At 67.9% G+C, this 17,124-nt stretch carries 21 protein-coding genes; 8 read left to right on the forward strand and 13 right to left on the reverse strand.

The genetic code is table 11. The features are described 5' to 3' along the window. Positions 1 to 40: 40 nt before the first annotated feature. From gcvH to DA69_RS08935, 5 genes are all read left to right on the forward strand, one after another. Positions 41 to 406, forward strand: a complete 366-nt coding sequence (gene gcvH, locus DA69_RS08915) for a glycine cleavage system protein GcvH (protein ID WP_024353391.1) — start codon at positions 41 to 43, stop codon at positions 404 to 406. Between the two features lie 119 nt (positions 407 to 525). After that, positions 526 to 1,872, forward strand: a complete 1,347-nt coding sequence (gene gcvPA / locus DA69_RS08920; protein WP_025978378.1) for an aminomethyl-transferring glycine dehydrogenase subunit GcvPA — start codon at positions 526 to 528, stop codon at positions 1,870 to 1,872. Positions 1,873 to 1,887: 15 nt separating this feature from the next. Next, positions 1,888 to 3,465 (forward strand): aminomethyl-transferring glycine dehydrogenase subunit GcvPB, encoded by a 1,578-nt coding sequence (gene gcvPB / locus DA69_RS08925; protein WP_025978379.1) that lies wholly within the window; start codon positions 1,888 to 1,890, stop codon positions 3,463 to 3,465. 156 nt (positions 3,466 to 3,621) lie between these two features. After that, positions 3,622 to 4,038, forward strand: a complete 417-nt coding sequence (locus DA69_RS08930) for a PGPGW domain-containing protein (protein ID WP_235599139.1) — start codon at positions 3,622 to 3,624, stop codon at positions 4,036 to 4,038. Positions 4,039 to 4,157: 119 nt separating this feature from the next. Continuing rightward, entirely contained in the window at positions 4,158 to 4,628 is a 471-nt protein-coding gene (locus tag DA69_RS08935; protein ID WP_025978381.1) for a DUF6789 family protein, read from the forward strand. Between the two features lie 114 nt (positions 4,629 to 4,742). On the opposite strand, the gene DA69_RS08940 is transcribed toward DA69_RS08935, so the two are convergent. The 10 genes from DA69_RS08940 to DA69_RS08985 form a co-directional block, all read right to left on the reverse strand. After that, a complete protein-coding gene (locus DA69_RS08940; RefSeq protein ID WP_025978382.1) occupies positions 4,743 to 5,258 on the reverse strand; it encodes a F0F1 ATP synthase subunit B in 516 nt (171 codons plus the stop codon). A 1-nt stretch (position 5,259) separates the two neighbouring features. Next, positions 5,260 to 5,832 carry an ATP synthase F0 subunit B' gene (locus DA69_RS08945; RefSeq protein ID WP_025978383.1) on the reverse strand — a complete coding sequence of 191 codons (573 nt, stop codon included), beginning with the start codon at positions 5,830 to 5,832 and terminating at the stop codon, positions 5,260 to 5,262. A gap of 80 nt (positions 5,833 to 5,912) precedes the next feature. Beyond that, entirely contained in the window at positions 5,913 to 6,137 is a 225-nt protein-coding gene (locus DA69_RS08950; protein ID WP_003168985.1) for a F0F1 ATP synthase subunit C, read from the reverse strand. A gap of 58 nt (positions 6,138 to 6,195) precedes the next feature. Beyond that, positions 6,196 to 6,984: a F0F1 ATP synthase subunit A gene (locus DA69_RS08955; protein ID WP_025978384.1), complete on the reverse strand. Its 789-nt coding sequence runs from the start codon at positions 6,982 to 6,984 to the stop codon at positions 6,196 to 6,198. Between the two features lie 5 nt (positions 6,985 to 6,989). Continuing rightward, positions 6,990 to 7,361 carry an AtpZ/AtpI family protein gene (locus DA69_RS08960; RefSeq protein WP_024353399.1) on the reverse strand — a complete coding sequence of 124 codons (372 nt, stop codon included), beginning with the start codon at positions 7,359 to 7,361 and terminating at the stop codon, positions 6,990 to 6,992. Positions 7,362 to 7,514: 153 nt separating this feature from the next. Next, the gene (gene scpB, locus DA69_RS08965) at positions 7,515 to 8,195 is read right to left on the reverse strand and encodes an SMC-Scp complex subunit ScpB (RefSeq protein ID WP_025978385.1); all 681 of its coding nucleotides are present in this window, start codon (positions 8,193 to 8,195) and stop codon (positions 7,515 to 7,517) included. Beyond that, positions 8,192 to 9,016 (reverse strand): segregation and condensation protein A, encoded by an 825-nt coding sequence (locus DA69_RS08970; RefSeq protein ID WP_025978386.1) that lies wholly within the window; start codon positions 9,014 to 9,016, stop codon positions 8,192 to 8,194. The genes scpB and DA69_RS08970 overlap by 4 nt, the downstream gene beginning before the upstream one ends. Before the next feature lie 16 nt (positions 9,017 to 9,032). Next, complete coding sequence (gene nagZ, locus DA69_RS08975; RefSeq protein ID WP_025978387.1) at positions 9,033 to 10,082, reverse strand: beta-N-acetylhexosaminidase; 1,050 nt, start codon at positions 10,080 to 10,082, stop codon at positions 9,033 to 9,035. A 14-nt stretch (positions 10,083 to 10,096) separates the two neighbouring features. Further along, positions 10,097 to 10,900, reverse strand: coding sequence for an SPOR domain-containing protein (locus tag DA69_RS08980; RefSeq protein WP_025978388.1), 804 nt, complete (start codon positions 10,898 to 10,900; stop codon positions 10,097 to 10,099). An 86-nt stretch (positions 10,901 to 10,986) separates the two neighbouring features. Further along, complete coding sequence (locus DA69_RS08985) at positions 10,987 to 12,201, reverse strand: deoxyguanosinetriphosphate triphosphohydrolase (protein ID WP_419177569.1); 1,215 nt, start codon at positions 12,199 to 12,201, stop codon at positions 10,987 to 10,989. Between the two features lie 87 nt (positions 12,202 to 12,288). On the opposite strand from DA69_RS08985, the gene erpA reads away from it, so the two are divergent. Continuing rightward, a complete protein-coding gene (erpA, locus tag DA69_RS08990) occupies positions 12,289 to 12,630 on the forward strand; it encodes an iron-sulfur cluster insertion protein ErpA (RefSeq protein ID WP_376787736.1) in 342 nt (113 codons plus the stop codon). Between the two features lie 4 nt (positions 12,631 to 12,634). Here the strand turns inward: erpA and DA69_RS08995 are convergent, their stop codons facing one another. Further along, positions 12,635 to 13,243 (reverse strand): type 1 glutamine amidotransferase domain-containing protein, encoded by a 609-nt coding sequence (locus DA69_RS08995; protein WP_025978391.1) that lies wholly within the window; start codon positions 13,241 to 13,243, stop codon positions 12,635 to 12,637. Positions 13,244 to 13,359: 116 nt separating this feature from the next. On the opposite strand from DA69_RS08995, the gene DA69_RS09000 reads away from it, so the two are divergent. Together DA69_RS09000 and DA69_RS09005 are read left to right on the forward strand one after the other, a co-directional pair. Further along, positions 13,360 to 13,755 (forward strand): hypothetical protein, encoded by a 396-nt coding sequence (locus tag DA69_RS09000; RefSeq protein WP_025978392.1) that lies wholly within the window; start codon positions 13,360 to 13,362, stop codon positions 13,753 to 13,755. 94 nt (positions 13,756 to 13,849) lie between these two features. After that, a complete protein-coding gene (locus tag DA69_RS09005; protein ID WP_025978393.1) occupies positions 13,850 to 14,698 on the forward strand; it encodes a neutral zinc metallopeptidase in 849 nt (282 codons plus the stop codon). Between the two features lie 10 nt (positions 14,699 to 14,708). Here the strand turns inward: DA69_RS09005 and DA69_RS09010 are convergent, their stop codons facing one another. Together DA69_RS09010 and DA69_RS09015 are read right to left on the reverse strand one after the other, a co-directional pair. Further along, complete coding sequence (locus DA69_RS09010; RefSeq protein WP_025978394.1) at positions 14,709 to 16,010, reverse strand: DUF418 domain-containing protein; 1,302 nt, start codon at positions 16,008 to 16,010, stop codon at positions 14,709 to 14,711. A gap of 65 nt (positions 16,011 to 16,075) precedes the next feature. Next, positions 16,076 to 17,020 carry an aspartyl protease family protein gene (locus tag DA69_RS09015; RefSeq protein ID WP_025978395.1) on the reverse strand — a complete coding sequence of 315 codons (945 nt, stop codon included), beginning with the start codon at positions 17,018 to 17,020 and terminating at the stop codon, positions 16,076 to 16,078. Positions 17,021 to 17,124: the final 104 nt, after the last annotated feature.

Consider the following 17,124-nt stretch of genomic DNA (forward strand, 5'->3'; position numbering starts at 1 on the left):
TCCAGCCCGAGGATGACGAGACAAAAAAAGGAAGACCAGAATGAAGTTCACCAAGGATCACGAGTGGGTTCGCCTGGACGGCGACGTCGCCACGGTCGGCATCTCCAAGCACGCCGCTGACGCCCTGGGCGACGTGGTGTTCGTCGAGACGCCGGAAGCCGGCAAGACCGTCTCGGTCGGCGACAGCTTCGCCGTCGTGGAATCGGTCAAGGCCGCCTCGGACGTCTACGCGCCGATCGCCGGCGAAGTGATCGAAGGCAACGCCGTGCTGGCGACCGCCCCGGAAACCGTCAACGCCGACGCCGAGGGCGAAGGCTGGTTCGCCAAGATCAAGGTGTCCGACGCCTCGGTGCTGGACGGCCTGATGGACCGCGCCGCCTACGACGCCTATCTGACCACCCTCTAAGGTCTCCCCTCTCCGCTCATCCCCGCGGAAGCGGGGACCCAGTTCTTTGGGATCAAGCAGCGGTTGTTTGAAGCTTAAACCTGGGTCCCCGCTTCCGCGGGGATGAGCGGAATAAAGTAATGCGCTACCTCCCCCTGACGCCCGACGATCGCGAGGCCATGCTGGCCGCCATCGGCGCCAAATCCATCGACGACCTGTTCATCGACGTGCCGCAGGCCGCGCGCCGCGACGGCTTCGTCGACCTGCCCCGCGTGGCGGGCGAGCTGGAGGTCGAACGCGCCCTCTCGGCCATGGCGGGCAAGAACGCCACGGCCTCGACCGTGCCCTTCTTCTGCGGCGCCGGCGCCTACAAGCACCATATCCCGGCCACGGTCGATCACGTGATCCAGCGGTCGGAGTTCCTGACCAGCTACACCCCCTATCAGCCGGAAATCGCTCAGGGCACGCTGCAGTACCTGTACGAGTTCCAGACCCAGGTCGCGAACCTGACCGGCATGGAAGTCGCCAACGCCTCGCTCTATGACGGCTCGACCGCCATGGCCGAAGGCGTGCTGATGGCCACCCGCGTGACCCGCCGCAACAAGGCCGTCATCTCGGGCGGCGTGCATCCCCACTACGTCAAGGCGACCGAGACCGTGGTCCACGCCGTCGGCGTCGAGACCCAGGCGCTAAAGCCCGCGGTCGACGCCGAAGACGCCGTCATCGCCGCCATCGACAAGGACACGGCCTGCGTCGTCGTCCAGACCCCGAACGTCTTCGGCACCGCCACCGACGTCACCAAGATCGCCGAGGCCGCCCAGGCTGCAGGCGCCCTGCTGATCGTCGTCGTCACCGAAGCCGTGTCGATGGGCCTGCTGAAGTCGCCCGGCGAAATGGGCGCCGACATCGTCGCCGCCGAAGGCCAGTCGATCGGCAACGCCTTGAACTTCGGCGGCCCCTACATCGGCCTGTTCGCCACCCGCGAGAAGCTGCTGCGCCAGACGCCCGGCCGCTATTGCGGCGAGACCGTGGACGCGGAAGGGCGGCGCGGCTTCGTCCTGACCCTGTCGACGCGCGAGCAGCACATCCGCCGCGACAAGGCCACGTCGAACATCTGCACCAACTCAGGGCTCTGCTGCCTGGCGTTCAGCATCCATATGAGCCTGCTGGGCGAGACGGGCCTGCGCCAGCTGGCCCTGCTGAACCACGAGAAGGCGCTCGCCACCCGCGACGCCCTGGCCGCCATTCCGGGCGTCGAAATCCTGACCCCGCGCTTCTTCAACGAGTTCGCGGTCAAACTGCCGAAAAACGCCGCTGACGTGGTGCAGACCATGGCCGACAATGGCGTCCTGTGCGGCGTGCCCTACAGCCGCCTGAACCCGGATGCGGGCCTCGACGACGTGCTGCTGGTCGCCGCCACCGAGACGACGCTGGACGCCGACATCAAGATCCTGGCGGGTGCGCTCGCCAAGGTTCTGGCCGCCTAAGGGGAGATTGGAATCATGAGCACGATGAACACTGTCGGCCGTCCGACCGCCCCGAACGAAGGCCTGGACGCCAACTACACACCCGCCACCCTGACCGGCGGGCGCGGCCTGCTGCAGGATGAGCCGCTGATCTTTGAAGGCGAAGGCTGGGGCAAGACCGGCGTTGACCTGCCTAAGCCCGCCACCGACGGCTCGGACCTGGGCGACCTAGTCCGCAAGGATCCGATCGGCCTGCCCGGCCTGTCCGAGCCCGAGGCCATGCGCCACTATGTGCGCCTGAGCCAGAAGAACCACGCCATCGACCTGGCCATCTATCCGCTGGGGTCGTGCACGATGAAGCACAACCCGCGCCTGAACGAGAAGATGGCGCGCCTGCCGGGCTTCTCGGACATCCACCCGCTGCAGCCGCAATCGACGGTGCAGGGCGCGCTGGAGCTGATGGACCAGTTGGCCCACTGGCTGACGACGCTGACGGGGATGCCCGCGGTGGCTCTGTCGCCCAAGGCCGGGGCCCACGGCGAGCTGTGCGGCCTGATGGCCATCCGCGCCGCCCATGAAGCCAAGGGCGAGCATGAGCAGCGCCGCAAGGTGCTGGTCCCGACCTCGGCCCACGGCACCAACCCGGCCACCGCCGCCTTCGTCGGCTATTCGGTGGTCGAGGTCGCCCAGACCGACGACGGCCGCGTCGACGTGGCCGATCTGGCGTCCAAGCTGGGTCCGGACGTGGCGGCCATCATGGTCACCAACCCGAACACCTGCGGCCTGTTCGAGCGCGACATCCTGGAGATCAGCCGCCTGACCCACGAGGCGGGCGCCTACTTCTACTGCGACGGCGCCAACTTCAACGCCATCGTCGGCCGGGTGCGCCCCGGCGACCTGGGCGTCGACGCCATGCACATCAACCTGCACAAGACCTTCTCGACGCCGCACGGCGGCGGCGGGCCCGGCGCCGGTCCGGTGGTGCTGTCGGAAGCCCTGGCCCCGTTCGCGCCGGCCCCGTGGGTCGTGAACACCGGCGACGGCTACAAGTTGGTCGAGCGCGAGGAAGACGAGGCCGAACAGGCCTTCGGCCGTCTGTGCGCCTTCCAGGGACAGATGGGCATGTATGTGCGCGCCCTCAGCTACATGATGAGCCACGGCTCGGACGGCCTGCGTCAGGTCGCCGAGGACGCGGTGCTGAACGCCAACTACATCAAGGCCCGCCTCGAGGACCTGATGAGCCCGGCCTTCCCCGAAGGCCCTTGCATGCACGAGGCCCTGTTCGACGACGAATGGCTGAAGGGCACGGACATCACCACGCTCGACTTCGCCAAGGCGATGATCGACGAAGGCTTCCACCCGATGACCATGTACTTCCCGCTGGTCGTCCACGGCGCCATGCTGATCGAGCCGACCGAGACGGAGTCCAAGGCCGAACTGGATCGCTTCATCGAGGCCATGCGTCTGCTGGCAGGCGCCGCCAAGGCTGGCGACGTCGAACGCTTCAAGGGCGCGCCCTTCCATGCGCCCCTGCGGCGTCTGGACGAGACCCGCGCCGCGCGCTCGCCGCGTCTGCGCTGGGCCGCCCCGGAAGGCTCGAACCGCGCGGGCTGATCGCTCCCGCAAGCTGGGGTTCACGGAACGCCGTGTCTTTCAGGACACGGCGTTCTGCATTTCTGAGCCGACTTACGAAAGCGTCATGGCGACGCCGCCTTTCGGCCTTGTCTCGTGCGTTTACTGATTGTCGGCCCTCCCTGGCCGCAATCTTGATTGAGCCGCCGCCCTGTGACCCTGGTCCTGCCCTCTCTGAACCCGCCGCCGCCCCGTCTGGGGCTGGCGCGGCGCGTGCGCCGTCTGGCGCTGATGGGCGTGGGCTTCATCGTCATCCTGCTGGGCATATTGATCGCGCCCCTGCCCGGCCCCGGCGGCGTGCCCGTCATAGCCCTGGGTCTGGTGATCGTGCTGCGCAACTCCTGGTGGGCCAAGCGACAGTTCATCCGCGCCCAGCGCGCCCGGCCCAAATGGGTGTACCCCTTCCGCCGCCTGATGCGGAAAAAGCCCGAGATCGCCCCCGTCTTCTGGCAGCAGACCCTGCGCGCCGAAAAGATGGTGCTGCGCCGCCGTCGCCGCCCGCTGGCGCGCTTTCGTCGCCGCCTGCGCCGGGGCTGGCGCGCCTTCCGGCAATAAAGGCCAAGCTAAGGCGAACACAGGAATGTGAACCGGGTTCACCCCCGAGCGTCCGTGAACGGCGTATGCTCCCCCTTGCGTAGTCACGAGGTTGATAGGCGTTGGGAGGCGCTGTTCACATGATGTCACGCGTAAAAAAGGGAATTATCGCCGGTTTCATCGCTACCGTCGTGGTTTCCGTGCTTGAGCTCGCCAATCTGTTCCTCAACCACCTGTTCGATCCCTTCCCTGGGGTCGTAGCCCGCATGTTCGGCATGCCGGGCAATATGGCGGCGGGATGGGCCATCCACCTGGTCATGGGCACCTTTGTGCTGGGGTCGCTGTTCGGCGTCCTCTATCCGCGACTACCGACGGCCACGCCCATCACCAAGGGCATCGTCTTCGCCGTCGCCGCCTGGGTGGCGATGATGCTGGTCATCACTATGAGCGGCGATAACCGGACCTTCACCGGCTCGTCCGGCTTCGGCACAATCGGCTGGATGCTGGCGCTGCACATGGTCTTCGGCGGCGTCCTGGGCAATGCCTACGCCCGGCTGGTCGAACGTGAGAAGCGCGGCGCCGCGCCGATCGGAGCCGCTCCGGCCCATTAACCGACAGTCTGAACCGTCCTGGATCCCGACAACCGGATCTTGAACAGCAAAAGGCCCCGCCGTCGCCGGCGGGGCCTGATGTTTTTTCGGGTCTGACTAAAACGCGCTCGGCGATCAGTTCAGCTTGCCGCCGATCTGGCCGATGGCCTGGTCGAGCAGCGGGTCCGACTTGGCGTCGGCGATGCGGGCGGCCAGGATCTGTTGAGCGGCCTTGGCGGCCAGGTCTGCGGCGGCGGCCTTGACCTCTTGCGTGGCCTCGGCCTCGGCCTGGGCGATCCGGCGCTCGGCCAGAGCCTGACGGCGAGCGGTCGATTCCTCGATACGGGCCTTGGCTTCGGCTTCCAGACGCTTGGCGTCGGCTTCAGCCGTGGCCAGCAGGTCGGCGGCCTGAGCTTCAGCCTCGGCCTTCTCCTGACGGATCTGGGCCAGCATGGCTTCGGCTTCGGCGCGCAGGCGGGCGGCCTCGTCCAGGTCGCCCTGGATCTTGGCGGCCTTGGCGTCCAGGCTGGTCGCGACCAGCTTGGGCACGCCCGCCATCACCACGATGGCGATGAAGATCAGCAGGCCGACGGCGACCCACAGTTCAGGGTTGGCGACATCATAGAAATGGCCGGTCAGGAAGGCGGGCATATCAGGCGGCTCCCTTGATGGCGGCGGCCAGTTCAGCGTCGGTCGCGGCCTTGCCGGTCAGACGCTCGAGCATGGCGCCCGCCGCGTCCGAGGCGATGGTCGAGACGTTAGCCATGGCGGCGTCGCGGGTCTTGGCGATGGCGCCTTCGGCTTCGGCGATGCGCGCGTTGACCACGGCTTCATCGGCGGCCAGGCGTGCATTGAATTCTTCGGTGACGCGCTGCTTGGCGGCGACAGCGGTCGCGCGGGCGTCGGCGCGGGCCTTGTCCACCTCGGCGCGGGCGGCCTCGGCTTGAGCGGCCGCTTCGGTCTGGACCGAGCGGGCGGCGGCGATCGCGGTGTCGATCGTGTCGGCGCGTTCGTCCATCACCTTGCGCAGGCGCGGGGCGAAGACCTTGGCGACCAGGACGTACAGAAGGACGAACAGGATCAGCAGATAGCCGATCTGGCCCGCCCAGTGCTGGAATTCGAACTGGGGCAGACCGCCCGAGGCATGCTCGGCCGTCGCCTGCGTCTCCGCATGGAGGTCGCCCGGCGCCGGGGTCTGAACGTCAAGTGTGGGTGTGCTGGCCATGAACCGTCTTCGCTAGATCAGGACAGCGGCGCGCAGGTCAGGCCCGCGCGCCGCCGATTCTGAGAGATCGTGGGCTGGGATCAGCCGAAGATCATCAGGACGCCCAGCACGAAGGCTAGGATGCCCAGGGCTTCGGCCAGAGCCGCGCCGACGAACAGGTTGCCGACTTGCGAGGCGGCAGCAGCCGGGTTGCGCAGAGCGCCGGCCAGGAAGTTGCCGAAGATGTTGCCGACGGCCAGGGCCGAGCCGATCATGCCGAGGGTGGCCAGACCAGCGCCGATGTACTTAGCGGCTTCAGCGTCCATGATGATTTCCTAATTTCTTGGAGCGTTGGAGGGTAGGGTTACGAACTGAACTCAAGCCTTAGTGGCCATCGCCCAGGTTGACCACATCATTGAGGTAGATGCAGGTCAGAACGGTGAAAACGAAGGCCTGAAGGAAGGCCACCAGGAACTCGAGCGCCGTCATCGCCACGACCATGCCCAGCGACAGGGCCGCCACCGGGATGAAGGCGTAGGCCAGGCCGCCGGTGACGATGGCCACCGCGCCCAGTTGAACGACGAACTGGGCGAAGATCTTCAGCGCCACGTGACCGCCCAGCATGTTGCCGAACAGACGAAGAGCCAGGGTGGCCGGGCGCAGCAGGAAGGAGACGAACTCGATCAGGCCGACGACGGGGCGCAGCAGCAGCGGCGCGCCTGCGGGCCAGAACAGCTTCAGGAAGCCGACGCCGTTCTTGACCAGACCGACCACGACAACCGTCAGGAAGGAGATCAGGCCCAGGGTGACGGTCACGGCCAGTTGCGAGGTGGCGGTGAAGGTCAGGAACATGCCCAGCAGGTTCATCGACAGCACCATCAGGAACATGGTGAAGGCGAAGGGGAAGTACTTGCGGCCTTCGTGCCCGATGATGGAGTTGGCCAGGTTGTCGACCATGCCGAACAGGCTCTCGCCCGCCGCTTGCATCCGGCCCGGCACCACCTTGGCGCCCGAGGTCGCCAGGGCCAGGAAGCCCACCACGCCGGCGAAGGCGATGGTCATGGCCACGTGCGAATTGGTGATCGCGATCACCTGCTCGCCCAGGACGGGAACATTGACCGTGCCGAACTCTACGAGCGGCTTGACCTCAAATTGTTCAATCGGACCGGCCATTAAGCCTATCGTTCCCTGTTTTCTTCGTCAGCCTCGACGATAGGTTCGCCCTGTTGGGGCAAACCCGCCGCCTTGGCCTGCGCCATCAGCCGGTTGGCTGTGCGGCGCGCCATATAAACCGATAAGGCGAAGCCCAGAAGGACCCCGCCCACAACGCCTATCGGCGTCGTCCCGAACAGCCGGTCGACGCCAAAACCAAGTGCAAGACCGATCAGCACCCCGCCCAGCAGCTCGGCGATGATGCGATAGGCCTGGCCGACCACCTTCTGCGCAGCGACCTCGACGGACTTGTCCGCCTGAACCTTCGCCTCCAGCGCGGATGCGCTTTGGTGGAGGCGTTTGATCGCCTCTTCGCGCGATTCCTTCGTCGGGGACATGGGCCTGTTTGGTCAGCGCCCGGCCGGGGCCGGATCGGGTCTGAATTTCGGCGCGGAACCTATAGGCGGGAGGCCTTCAGGTCAAGGCGGCCTCCTTGGGACTTAAGTCCATGAGTTTTCGCGGTTTCTTGCGGGCGCGACGATCCGTCCCGGCTAAGGTTGCGACTCTTCGTCCTCGCTGATGAAATCCTGGGCGAATTCGGGGGTCTCGCCGTCCAGTCCCGTCAGCAGATCCTCGCCCTCGTCGTCGCCGGCGCGCGAGGGGTCCGGCACCTCGAAACCGACCGGCATGGACAGGTCCAGCAGGCCCGCCGCCTTCATCTCCTGCACGCCCGGCAGGTCATAGAGGCTCGCCAGGCTGAAATGCTCCAGGAAGCGGTCGGTCGTGGCGTAGGTCACCGGCCGTCCGGGCGTACGGCGCCGCCCGCGCAGGCGCACGAAGTCCATCTCCAGCAGCAGGTCCAGCGTGCCCTTCGACAGAGAGACGCCGCGCACGCTCTCGATCTCGGCGCGCGTGCAGGGCTGGTGATAGGCGATGATGGCCAGGGTCTCGAGCGCGGCCTTGGACAGGCGACGCGGCTCCTCGCGCTCCTCGGTCATCAGGAAGCCGAGATCAGGGGCTGTGCGGAACCGCCAGCGCTCGGCCACGCAGTCCAGCTCGACGCCCCGGCCCTGATAGCGTTCCTGAAGGGCGGTCAGCGCCCCGCCGACGTCGGCGCCTTGCGGCAGGCGCCGCGCGATCTCGGCCAGCGACAAGGGGGCGGCGGCCGCGAACAGCAGGGCCTCGACGCGGCGCTCGATCTCCAAATGGTCGGGGGTGAAGTCGAGGGTCACGGCGTCAACTCCAGGGGCTGGCCCAGCCCTCTGCGCTTCAGCCACACCGCGTCGAATGGCCGCTCCTGGCGGATGTCCATGCCGCCCTCCTTCACCAGCTCAAGGCTGGCCGACAGGGTGGAGGCGGTATAGCTGGCCTGGCTCGGCCCCTCCTGCCCGTCCGGCTTCTGCGGCGCGACGCGCTCCAGCGGCGTCCATTCGGCCAGGCGCGGCATGATCTCGCGCAGCCAGTCGCGCGCGGCCTCCAGCTGGAAGGCCTCGACCCGCTGGCCGGGAGCGTATTTGCGGCGCTCCTCGCGGCGGCGTTGGGCGACATAGGCGCTCATCAGTTCATAGAGGCTGGCGTCCACCCGGTCTGACGGGATGATGACCGTCGCCTGAGGGTCGCCGCGCGTGAAAACGTCGCGCTTCAACTGCGGGCGGCCGGTGATGGCCTCGACCGCTGTGCGCATGGCCTCCAGCTTCTGCAGACGGAAGGCCAGGGCGGCGGCGATCTCTTCGGCGGGCGGCTCCTCCGGCTTGTCCTTCTCGTTTCGCGGGATCAGCAGGCGCGACTTCAAATAGGCCAGCCACGACGCCATCACGAGGTAGTCGGCCGCCAGCGCGAAATTCCTCCGCCGCGCCTCATGCACGAAGGCTAGATACTGTTCCGCCAGACGGGTGATGGACAGCTTCAGCAGGTCCACCTTCTGCGTCCGCGCCAGGGCCAGAAGGACGTGCAGCGGGCCTTCATAACCCTCCAGATCGACGACGAAGGCCTCCTGCGCCTCGACCTGTTCGACAGCGGTGAAGTCGAGATTCGGCTGGAAGGCCTCGCTCATGCGCCCTCCCCGGCGATCACCCTTGCGCCTCGCCCACGTCCGGCCCCTTGGCGGCGTCGAAGCGGCCGCTCAGGGCCGCCTCCAGCCGGGCGCGGCCCTCGGCGACATCCAGCGGCTCGGGCGCGCGGACTATGCGGTTCAGCGCGGCCTCGGCGCGGCGCCTGGCCTCGCCTTTCAGCTTCTTCGTCCCCTCGGCGACGGCCGCCATCTCCGCCAGGTCGCCGTTGCAGTGGAGCACCACGTCGCAGCCCGCCTTCAGCGACTGTTCGGCGCGCTCGGTCAGGCTGCCCGACAGGGCCTGCATCGACAGGTCATCGGACATGATGAGCCCCGAGAAGCCCAGCCGCTCGCGCATCAGGCGGATCGCCTTCTTGGAGGTGGTGGCCGGGCGCTTGGCGTCGACGGCGGTGAAGACTACGTGCGCCGTCATCGCCATCGGCATGTCCGACAGAGCCTTGAACGGGGCGAAGTCCCAGGCGTCCAGGTCCTCGATCGCCGTCTCGACCACCGGCAGGTCGTGGTGGCTGTCCGAGAAGGCGCGGCCGTGGCCGGGAATATGCTTGATGATCGGCAGGACGCCGCCCGCCAGCAGCCCTTCCGCCGCCGCGCGGCCCAGTTGGGTCACGGTCGCCGGATCCTGAGCGTAGGCGCGGTCGCCGATGATGTCGTGGGCGCCCGGCACCGGCACGTCCAGCACCGGGACGCAGTCGACCGTTATGCCCAGTTCGCGCAGGTCATGGGCGATCAGCCGCGCGCCCAGCCGCACCAGTTCGCGCGCCGCCGCCGGATCGTTGGTCGCCTTCAGATAGGCGGCGCCCGGCGGATATTTGGGCCAGTGCGGCGGGCCGAGGCGCTGGACCCGGCCGCCCTCCTGATCGATCAGCACCGGGGCGTCGTCGCGCCCCACGCTGTCGCGCAGCTCGGAAACCAGCGCCTTGACCTGTTCGGGGCTGTCCACATTGCGGCGGAACAGGATGAAGCCCCACGGCTTGGCCTCGGCGTAGAAGGCGCGCTCCTCCGCCGTCAGCCGGTGGCCGGAACAGCCGTAGATGGCGGCGGAGGTCATGTTGCGCTCGCCCCTTAGCGGACGATGCAGTCGCGGCCCGCAGCCTTCAGCGCATTGCAGAAGGCGACGGCGCGTTCACGGCTCATGCCGGTGAAGGTGGTGCGGTAGACGGTCGAACCGTTGGAGGCGGTGACTTCCTGAACGCGCTTCTCGGCGCCCGAGGCGTACTGGCCGAAGCGGGCGGCGACGGCGGCGTATTCGCGGTCGGCGATGGCGGTCGAGGAGAAGGCGCCGATCTGCACGCCGGACGATCCGCCCGTCGCAGCCGGAGCGGGTGCGGGCGCCGGAGCCTTCGTCGCCGGAGCAGGCGTTACGGGCGCAGGCGCGGCCGGGGCCTTGGCCGCCGGTGCGGGCGCGGCGGGCGGCGGGGTCGAGGACTCGACCGGCGCGGCCGGGGTCGTCGGCGCGGGGCGCGGCAGCACCTCTTCCGGACCGGGGGTGAAGGTCGGCGCGGCGTCGCTCGGCTCGCCGCCGTCGCGATAGACGCGGATGTCGGCCTCCGGGTCGATCGGCTGCGCGTCCAGCGGCGCCTCGACCTTCATGCTTTCGACCGGGGTTCCAACGGCTGGCGGCGCGTCCGTCGAGGAACGCACGCCCGAGCGGTAGAAGACCACCACGGCCACGATCAGCAGAAGCAGGACGATGGCGCTGATGATCAGGGTGATCGGCGGCGACTTGGCGGCCGGCGCCCGACGCGGGTCATAGCCGCCGCGCGTGAAGGGCAGGTCGTCGTCGGTCGGCGGCGTGTAAGCGCCTCGGTCCCGGCCCCCATTCGGCCCAGCGTTGGGGTTGCCTCGGTGATCGTCGTCGTAGGACATGGGTCGCGCCTTGGTGGTCGTGGGACACGCGCGCGAATCGGCGCGCGTCGGCGCTCAGTCTAACGCGCCGTGAAGCCCTTCTCGAATCACAGATCGAGGGCGAGGTCGAGGCTGAACAGCTTCCTGTGGACCTCGATGGCGTAACGATCCGTCATCCCGGCGATGTAGTCGCACACGGCCCGCGCCCGCGCGTTCTTGTCGTCGGTCAGGGCCGAGGCCTGCCATTCAGGCGGCATCACCTCCGGCTCGGCCATGAACAGCTGGAACAGCTGGGCCAGCACCCGGCGCGCCTGACTGCGGGTGCGGTTGACGCGGTAATGGCGATACATCCGCTCGAACAGGAAGCGGCGCAGGACGGCCAGCTCCGCCATCATGTCGGCCGAGAACTGCACCAGGGTCTCGGGCGCGTTGCGGACATCCTCCACCGTCTCGATGCGGTGCTTGGCCAGACGGGCTTCGGTCTCTGCCAGAACGTCGTCGACCATGACGCCGATCATCCGGCGCACGGCTTCCAGCCGCAGCATCCGCTCGTCGATGTCGGGCCAGTCGGCGCGCGCGCTGGCGATGCAGCGCCCGATCAGCGGCACGTCGGCCAGGTCGGCCAGGCTGAACAGCCCCGCCTGCACCCCGTCGTCCACGTCGTGGTTGTTGTAGGCTATGTCGTCGGCGATGGCCGCGCACTGGGCCTCCAGCGAGGCGAAGGTGCCCAGCCGCAAATCCCACTCGGCCGATCCGCCCGGCGCATAGGCGGCGACCGCCTTCCAGGCCGGGTCGGACAGCAGATGCGCCACCGGGCCGTTGTGCTTGACCACGCCCTCGACCGTCTCCCAGCTCAGGTTCAGGCCCGGGAAGCCGGGATAGCGCGTCTCTAGTTCCGTCACGACGCGGAAGCTCTGGACGTTGTGGTCGAAGCCGCCGAAGGCCTTCATCTGCTCGTGCAGTTCGTCCTCGCCCGCGTGGCTGAACGGCGGGTGGCCCAGGTCGTGGGCCAGGGCCACCGTCTCGGCCAGGTCGTCGTCCAGCCGCAGGGCGTGGGCCAGAGACCGGGCGATCTGCGCCACCTCCAGGCTATGCGTCAGCCGCGTGCGGTAGTGGTCGCCCTCGTGCGCCACGAAGACCTGCGTCTTCTCCTTCAGGCGGCGAAAGGCGGTGGCGTGGATGATGCGGTCCCGGTCGCGGGCGAAGGCGGTGCGGGTGCGGCTGGCGGGCTCGAAAACATGGCGGCCGCGGCTCGCGGCGGGGTTTTCGGCGTAGGAAACGCGGGGCAGGCTCAAGGCGGCGGCACTTCGTGATGGCGACAGGCCTTTGCGAACGCCTGTCAGACCCTCATATAGAGGGCTGTGAGCACCGTCCAATCTACAGAATCAGCCCGCGACCTGTCGCTGTCGATCGCGACCCGGTCGCCCGAAGGCATCACGCTGGCCGAAAGCGGAGCGCGCCGCCTGTCCAAACTGTCCGAAGCCGAGGGCAAGCCGGTGCTGCTGCGCGTCGCCGTCGACGGCGGCGGCTGCTCAGGCTTCCAGTACCGCTTCGAGCTGGTCGACGGTCCGCAGGCCGATGATCTGGTGGTGCGCCGCGACGGCCAGGCCGTCGTGATCGACCCGGTGTCCGTGCCCTTCCTGAAGGATTCCGAGATCGCCTTCGTCGACGAACTGGCGGGGGCGCAGTTCGTGATCCGCAATCCCAACGCCGCCTCCAGCTGCGGCTGCGGCGTCAGCTTCTCGATCTGACGGCCTAGTGGGCTGACGGCCGCGCTTCTTCCGACTTCGCCTCGCGTCGACCTGAGCGAGGCGCCTCGGCGAAGGCCTGGATCATGGCCGCGTTGAAGGCGGGCAGATCGTCGGGGCAGCGGCTGGTGACCAAGCCGCCATCGACCACCACCTCCTTGTCCACCACCTCGGCGCCGGCGTTGCGCAGATCGGTGCGGATGGACTTGTAGGCCGTCAGGGTGCGCCCCTCGGCCACGCCCGCCTCAATCAGAATCCATGGTGCGTGACAGATGGCGGCCACCGGCTTGCCCGCGTCGAAGAAGGCGCGGACGAACTTAAGCGCCGCCTGCTCCGTCCGGAGCTGATCCGGATTTGCGACTCCGCCCGGCAGAACCAGGCCGTCGTAGCGAGAGGCGTCCGTCGTCTTCAGCGTCTTGTCGACTGCGATCCTCTCGTCGGGCGTCAGGTGATCGAAGCCCTGAATCCAGCCGGGCTCCAGAGAGATCACCTCGACCGTCGCGCCCTCTGCGCGCAGCGCCTTCACCGGCTCCTGAAGCTCGATCTGCTCGACCCCGTCGGTCGCCAGGACAGCAATGGTTTTTCCAGCCAGGGTCTTCTTGGAAGTTTCGGCCATGTGAGAGGCTCCTTGGGTTGCGAGGATAAGGATCGGGGGTCCGCTTAGAACCGCTCTTCCGGCCAGAGGTTGCGGCCCCGCTTGGCGCGAAGTGACGCGATGCCCATCTTCTTTCCATGCGCCCCCTTCCGGTTATCCTGTCGCTGTTCGTCGCCCATCTGGGCCTAGCGGGTTCGGCCCAGGCGCAAACCTGGCCTGGATGGCCCGGCCCGCCGCCTGCTGGCTACAGCCCTCAGACGGCGGCCGCTGAACAGCACCGCCAAGCGATCGAGCAACTGCGCCTGCAAGCGGACCAGCGCGAGGCCGACGCCGCCCGGCTGCGGTTTCAGACAGAGCTCGCCCTACGTCAGTTGGAGGCGGCGCGGATCCCTGTCCCCGTTGCTCCGCCTCTGACGGCGTATGAGCCCTATTCAGCCCCCCTGCCCCCGCCACAGCGTCTATCGCCGCCCGTGGATCAAGACGCGGCGGGCGTCCCCGAGATCGACGCCTGGCTGAACCGACCCCCGCACTGATTTCTTAGGATCGGAGAGGTTGCCTTTGCATCTCTTCACCTGCGCCTGCGTTTCAGCCTAGCTTCAGAACAGACGACACAGCGGAGAGCGATAGATGCGTTGGCAGGGCGGACGGCGCGGCGGGGGGATCGAGGATCGGCGCGGCATGGGCGGCGGCGCGGTCGCGGGCGGCGGCATCGGCGTGCTGGTGCTGGCGGCCATCGGCTATTTCGTCTTCGGCATCGACCCCAACACCACCCAGCAGGTCGCCAGCCAGTTCGGCGGCGTGGGTCAGGCCGAGCAGCAGGGCCAGATCGGCACGCCCGAGGACCAGGCCGGTCAGTTCGTCGACGTGGTCGGCACCAACATCAACGACGTATGGACGGCCAAGCTAAACGGCTACACAGCCCCGACCACGGTCCTTTACGAACAGGGCACGTCGACGGGCTGCGGCTATGGCCAGTCGGCGATGGGGCCTTTCTATTGCCCGACCGATCACAAGGTCTATCTGGACCTGAGCTTTTGGCGCGAGATGGAGAAGCTGGGCGGGTCCAGCGCCGATTTCGCCAAGGCCTATGTCCTGGCTCATGAGTACGGCCATCACGTCCAGACCCTGACCGGCGCCAGCCAGCAGGTGCAGCGCGCCCAGCAGCAGGCGGGCAGCAAGGCCGAGGGCAATCGCTATTCCGTGGCCCTGGAGCTGCAGGCCGACTGCTACGCCGGGGTCTGGGCGCGCAACGCTCCGGCAGCCTCGGGCGGCCAGGTGGCGCTGGAGCCGGGCGACCTGGAGGCGGGCATGAAGACAGCTCAGGCGATCGGCGACGACGCCCTGCAACGGCGCGGCGGCGGGCGCGTCTCGCCCGAGAGCTTCACCCACGGCTCCTCGGCCCAGCGGGTCGAGTGGCTGCAACGCGGCTATCAGACCGGCGATCCGGCCGCTTGCGATACCTTCTCCCAGCTTTGAACTGAGCGGATCAGGCGGCCTTCGCGCGTTTCAGCGGCGAGGGCCGCCCATAGGCGAACCAGCGCAGCGCCCATTCCAGCGGTCCCATGCTGAACGCGCGCAGCCACAGGGCGCTGAACGTCATCTGAACCACCCAAATGCACGCCGCGACGCCCCACAGGCCCCACCAGTCCAGCTTGCCCCACAGGTTCAGCCCATAGAACAACAGGGCCCCGATCGCCGACTGTCCCAGATAGTTGGTCAGGGCCATCCGTCCCAGGTTGCGCAACGCCCGTCCGACGAACCCCAGGGCGTTCATCTTCCATAGAGAGAGCAACAGGCCGACGTGTCCCAGGGTCATGGCGCAGCGGCCCAGTTCATAGCTGCTCTGCGTCGCCCAGGCCTGGGACGAGAACTGGCTCAGCCACAGCACCACCGCCTGGCCGCCGTTGACCGCCAGCCCCACGCCATAACCACAGGCCGTCAGAACCAGATAAAACCCCAGCGACCGGGCGCCGCCCAGCACGCCCAGCTTGAACAGCGCCATGCCCAACAGCATGAAGGCGACCGTTTCAATGACCAGGGTGATGGTGTAGCTGGACGCCGCATAGTCCAGCCAGGTCCGCACGCTCCACTTCAGCAGGCCAGCGACGCCGCCGGTGCGCACGGCGACCTCTTCAGCGACAGCCTCCGGCGACAGGCTCTGCGCCTGCTGGGCGCGGCTGTGCGCCTGCAGGGCCTCGGCGTCTTCGGCCGACAGTGACGCGCCCGCCTCGACCTGCAACGCCAGTTCAGACCCGCGACGCGCCTCAATCGTCTGATAGGCGCCCACCACGGCCGACTCGGCCGTCAACAGCAGCAGAAAGGCGGCCGACAGGGCGATCAGGGTACGCGGCCGCGCCATGCGGAAAACAAACAGCAGAAAGCCTGACAGTCCGTAGACGTAGAGAATATCGCCCGGAAACAGCAGGGCCGTGGCGTTGAACACGCCCAGCGCCAGTAGCGCGATGCAACGTCGAAAGTACACGTCCGCCGCCTGGATCGTCCCGCGTCCGTCTTCGCCGCGCAGGGTGATCAGCAGCATGCCGGCGCCGAACAGCAGGGTGAACAACCCCCGCATCGACCCCTGCACGAACAGATGCTGGATAATCCACGCCGACCAGTCCGGGTTGGCCAGCGTCGGCGGCAGGTCCGGATGATACTGGTCCCAGGCGCCGCCCATCATCATGATGTTGACCAGCAGAATGCCGCACAGGGCGAAGCCGCGCAGCAGGTCCAGGCTCTCCAGCCTTTGACCCGGCGATACGGACATCATGGACGGCGAGGCGCTCATGCGGGCCGCTTATCCCCCTTCAGGCCGCGGATGAAACGGATTCTCCGCACTGACAGTCTGCAAAGCTAAACAATCGTCACATCCATCAACGGCGCCACGTGCAACTCTCCGTCGCCAAGGTTGAGAATAATATCGCGCCCTGCGAACGCCTCCATGCCCAGCAGGGCGTCGGGGTAGTTGGGCAGCGCCCGGTCGGCGTAGACGGCGATCGTCGCATCGCGCCAGATTTCCGGCCCTAGAGCCACGCTCTTGGCCTTAATCAGACGCGCCCTGGCCACCCCGCCCAAGACGATGCTTGACCCTTCTCGTTCGGGGCGGCCGTCCAGCAGGCCCGCCAACTGCGCGACGCCTTCGCTCAGGGCCAGAAGGGCGGAAGAGCCAGTGTCGAGCACGGCCTCAACCCTGACGCCCTCCACCACCGTATCGGCGATCAGGGACGTGCCGGCCCGCCGCACGGGCATGGCGCGATAGGCCGGCGACAGCTCCGTCTGCGCCTTGCGGAACAGCCGCAACCGCCGTCGCCGCAGGTCCATTTCCAGCCCCGCCTGCATCAGCAGATCCTGCCCCAGGATCAGCGGCGCCCCCAGCCCCTCTTCTTCCGACAGAGGCCCAAGGTCGAGAATTCCGGCGCGCAGGCGCTCGATGCGCGCCTCGCCAAACGTCAGGTCCAGCGTCACGCCTCGTCCCATCTGGGCGCGCCCGTCCACGCCATAGGCGATCAGCGGCATGTCGAAGAAACGATCCAGCCCCAGCTCGCCCACCAGTCGCCGGTCGATCACCGAATATTGGGCGCCGCTGTCGACCAGCGCCGTCAGCTCGCGCCCCGCCAACCGCACCGGCACGGTCGGCAACAGGGTCCGGGGCGCGACGAACTCCAGCCAGCCGCTGCCCCCGTCTGCGCCGAAGGTCACGCCAGGACGTCGCCACAGCACATGATCCTTGAGCCACAATCCGCCGCCGACGGCGGCGGCGGCGGCTCCGGCGCGAATGAAAAGAGAGCGGCGGTTCATCGGCCTGACATGAACCGGCCACGGCTCCGACGCCAGCCCTTTTCCCTCGAGACAGCGGTCGCGACGGGGCAAGCCGCGCCGATCGCCCAGTCGCAACCAGGTTG

Origin of the sequence: Brevundimonas naejangsanensis, assembly GCF_000635915.2 — a bacterium.
In the GTDB taxonomy this organism is placed as follows: Bacteria; Pseudomonadota; Alphaproteobacteria; order Caulobacterales; family Caulobacteraceae; genus Brevundimonas; species Brevundimonas sanguinis.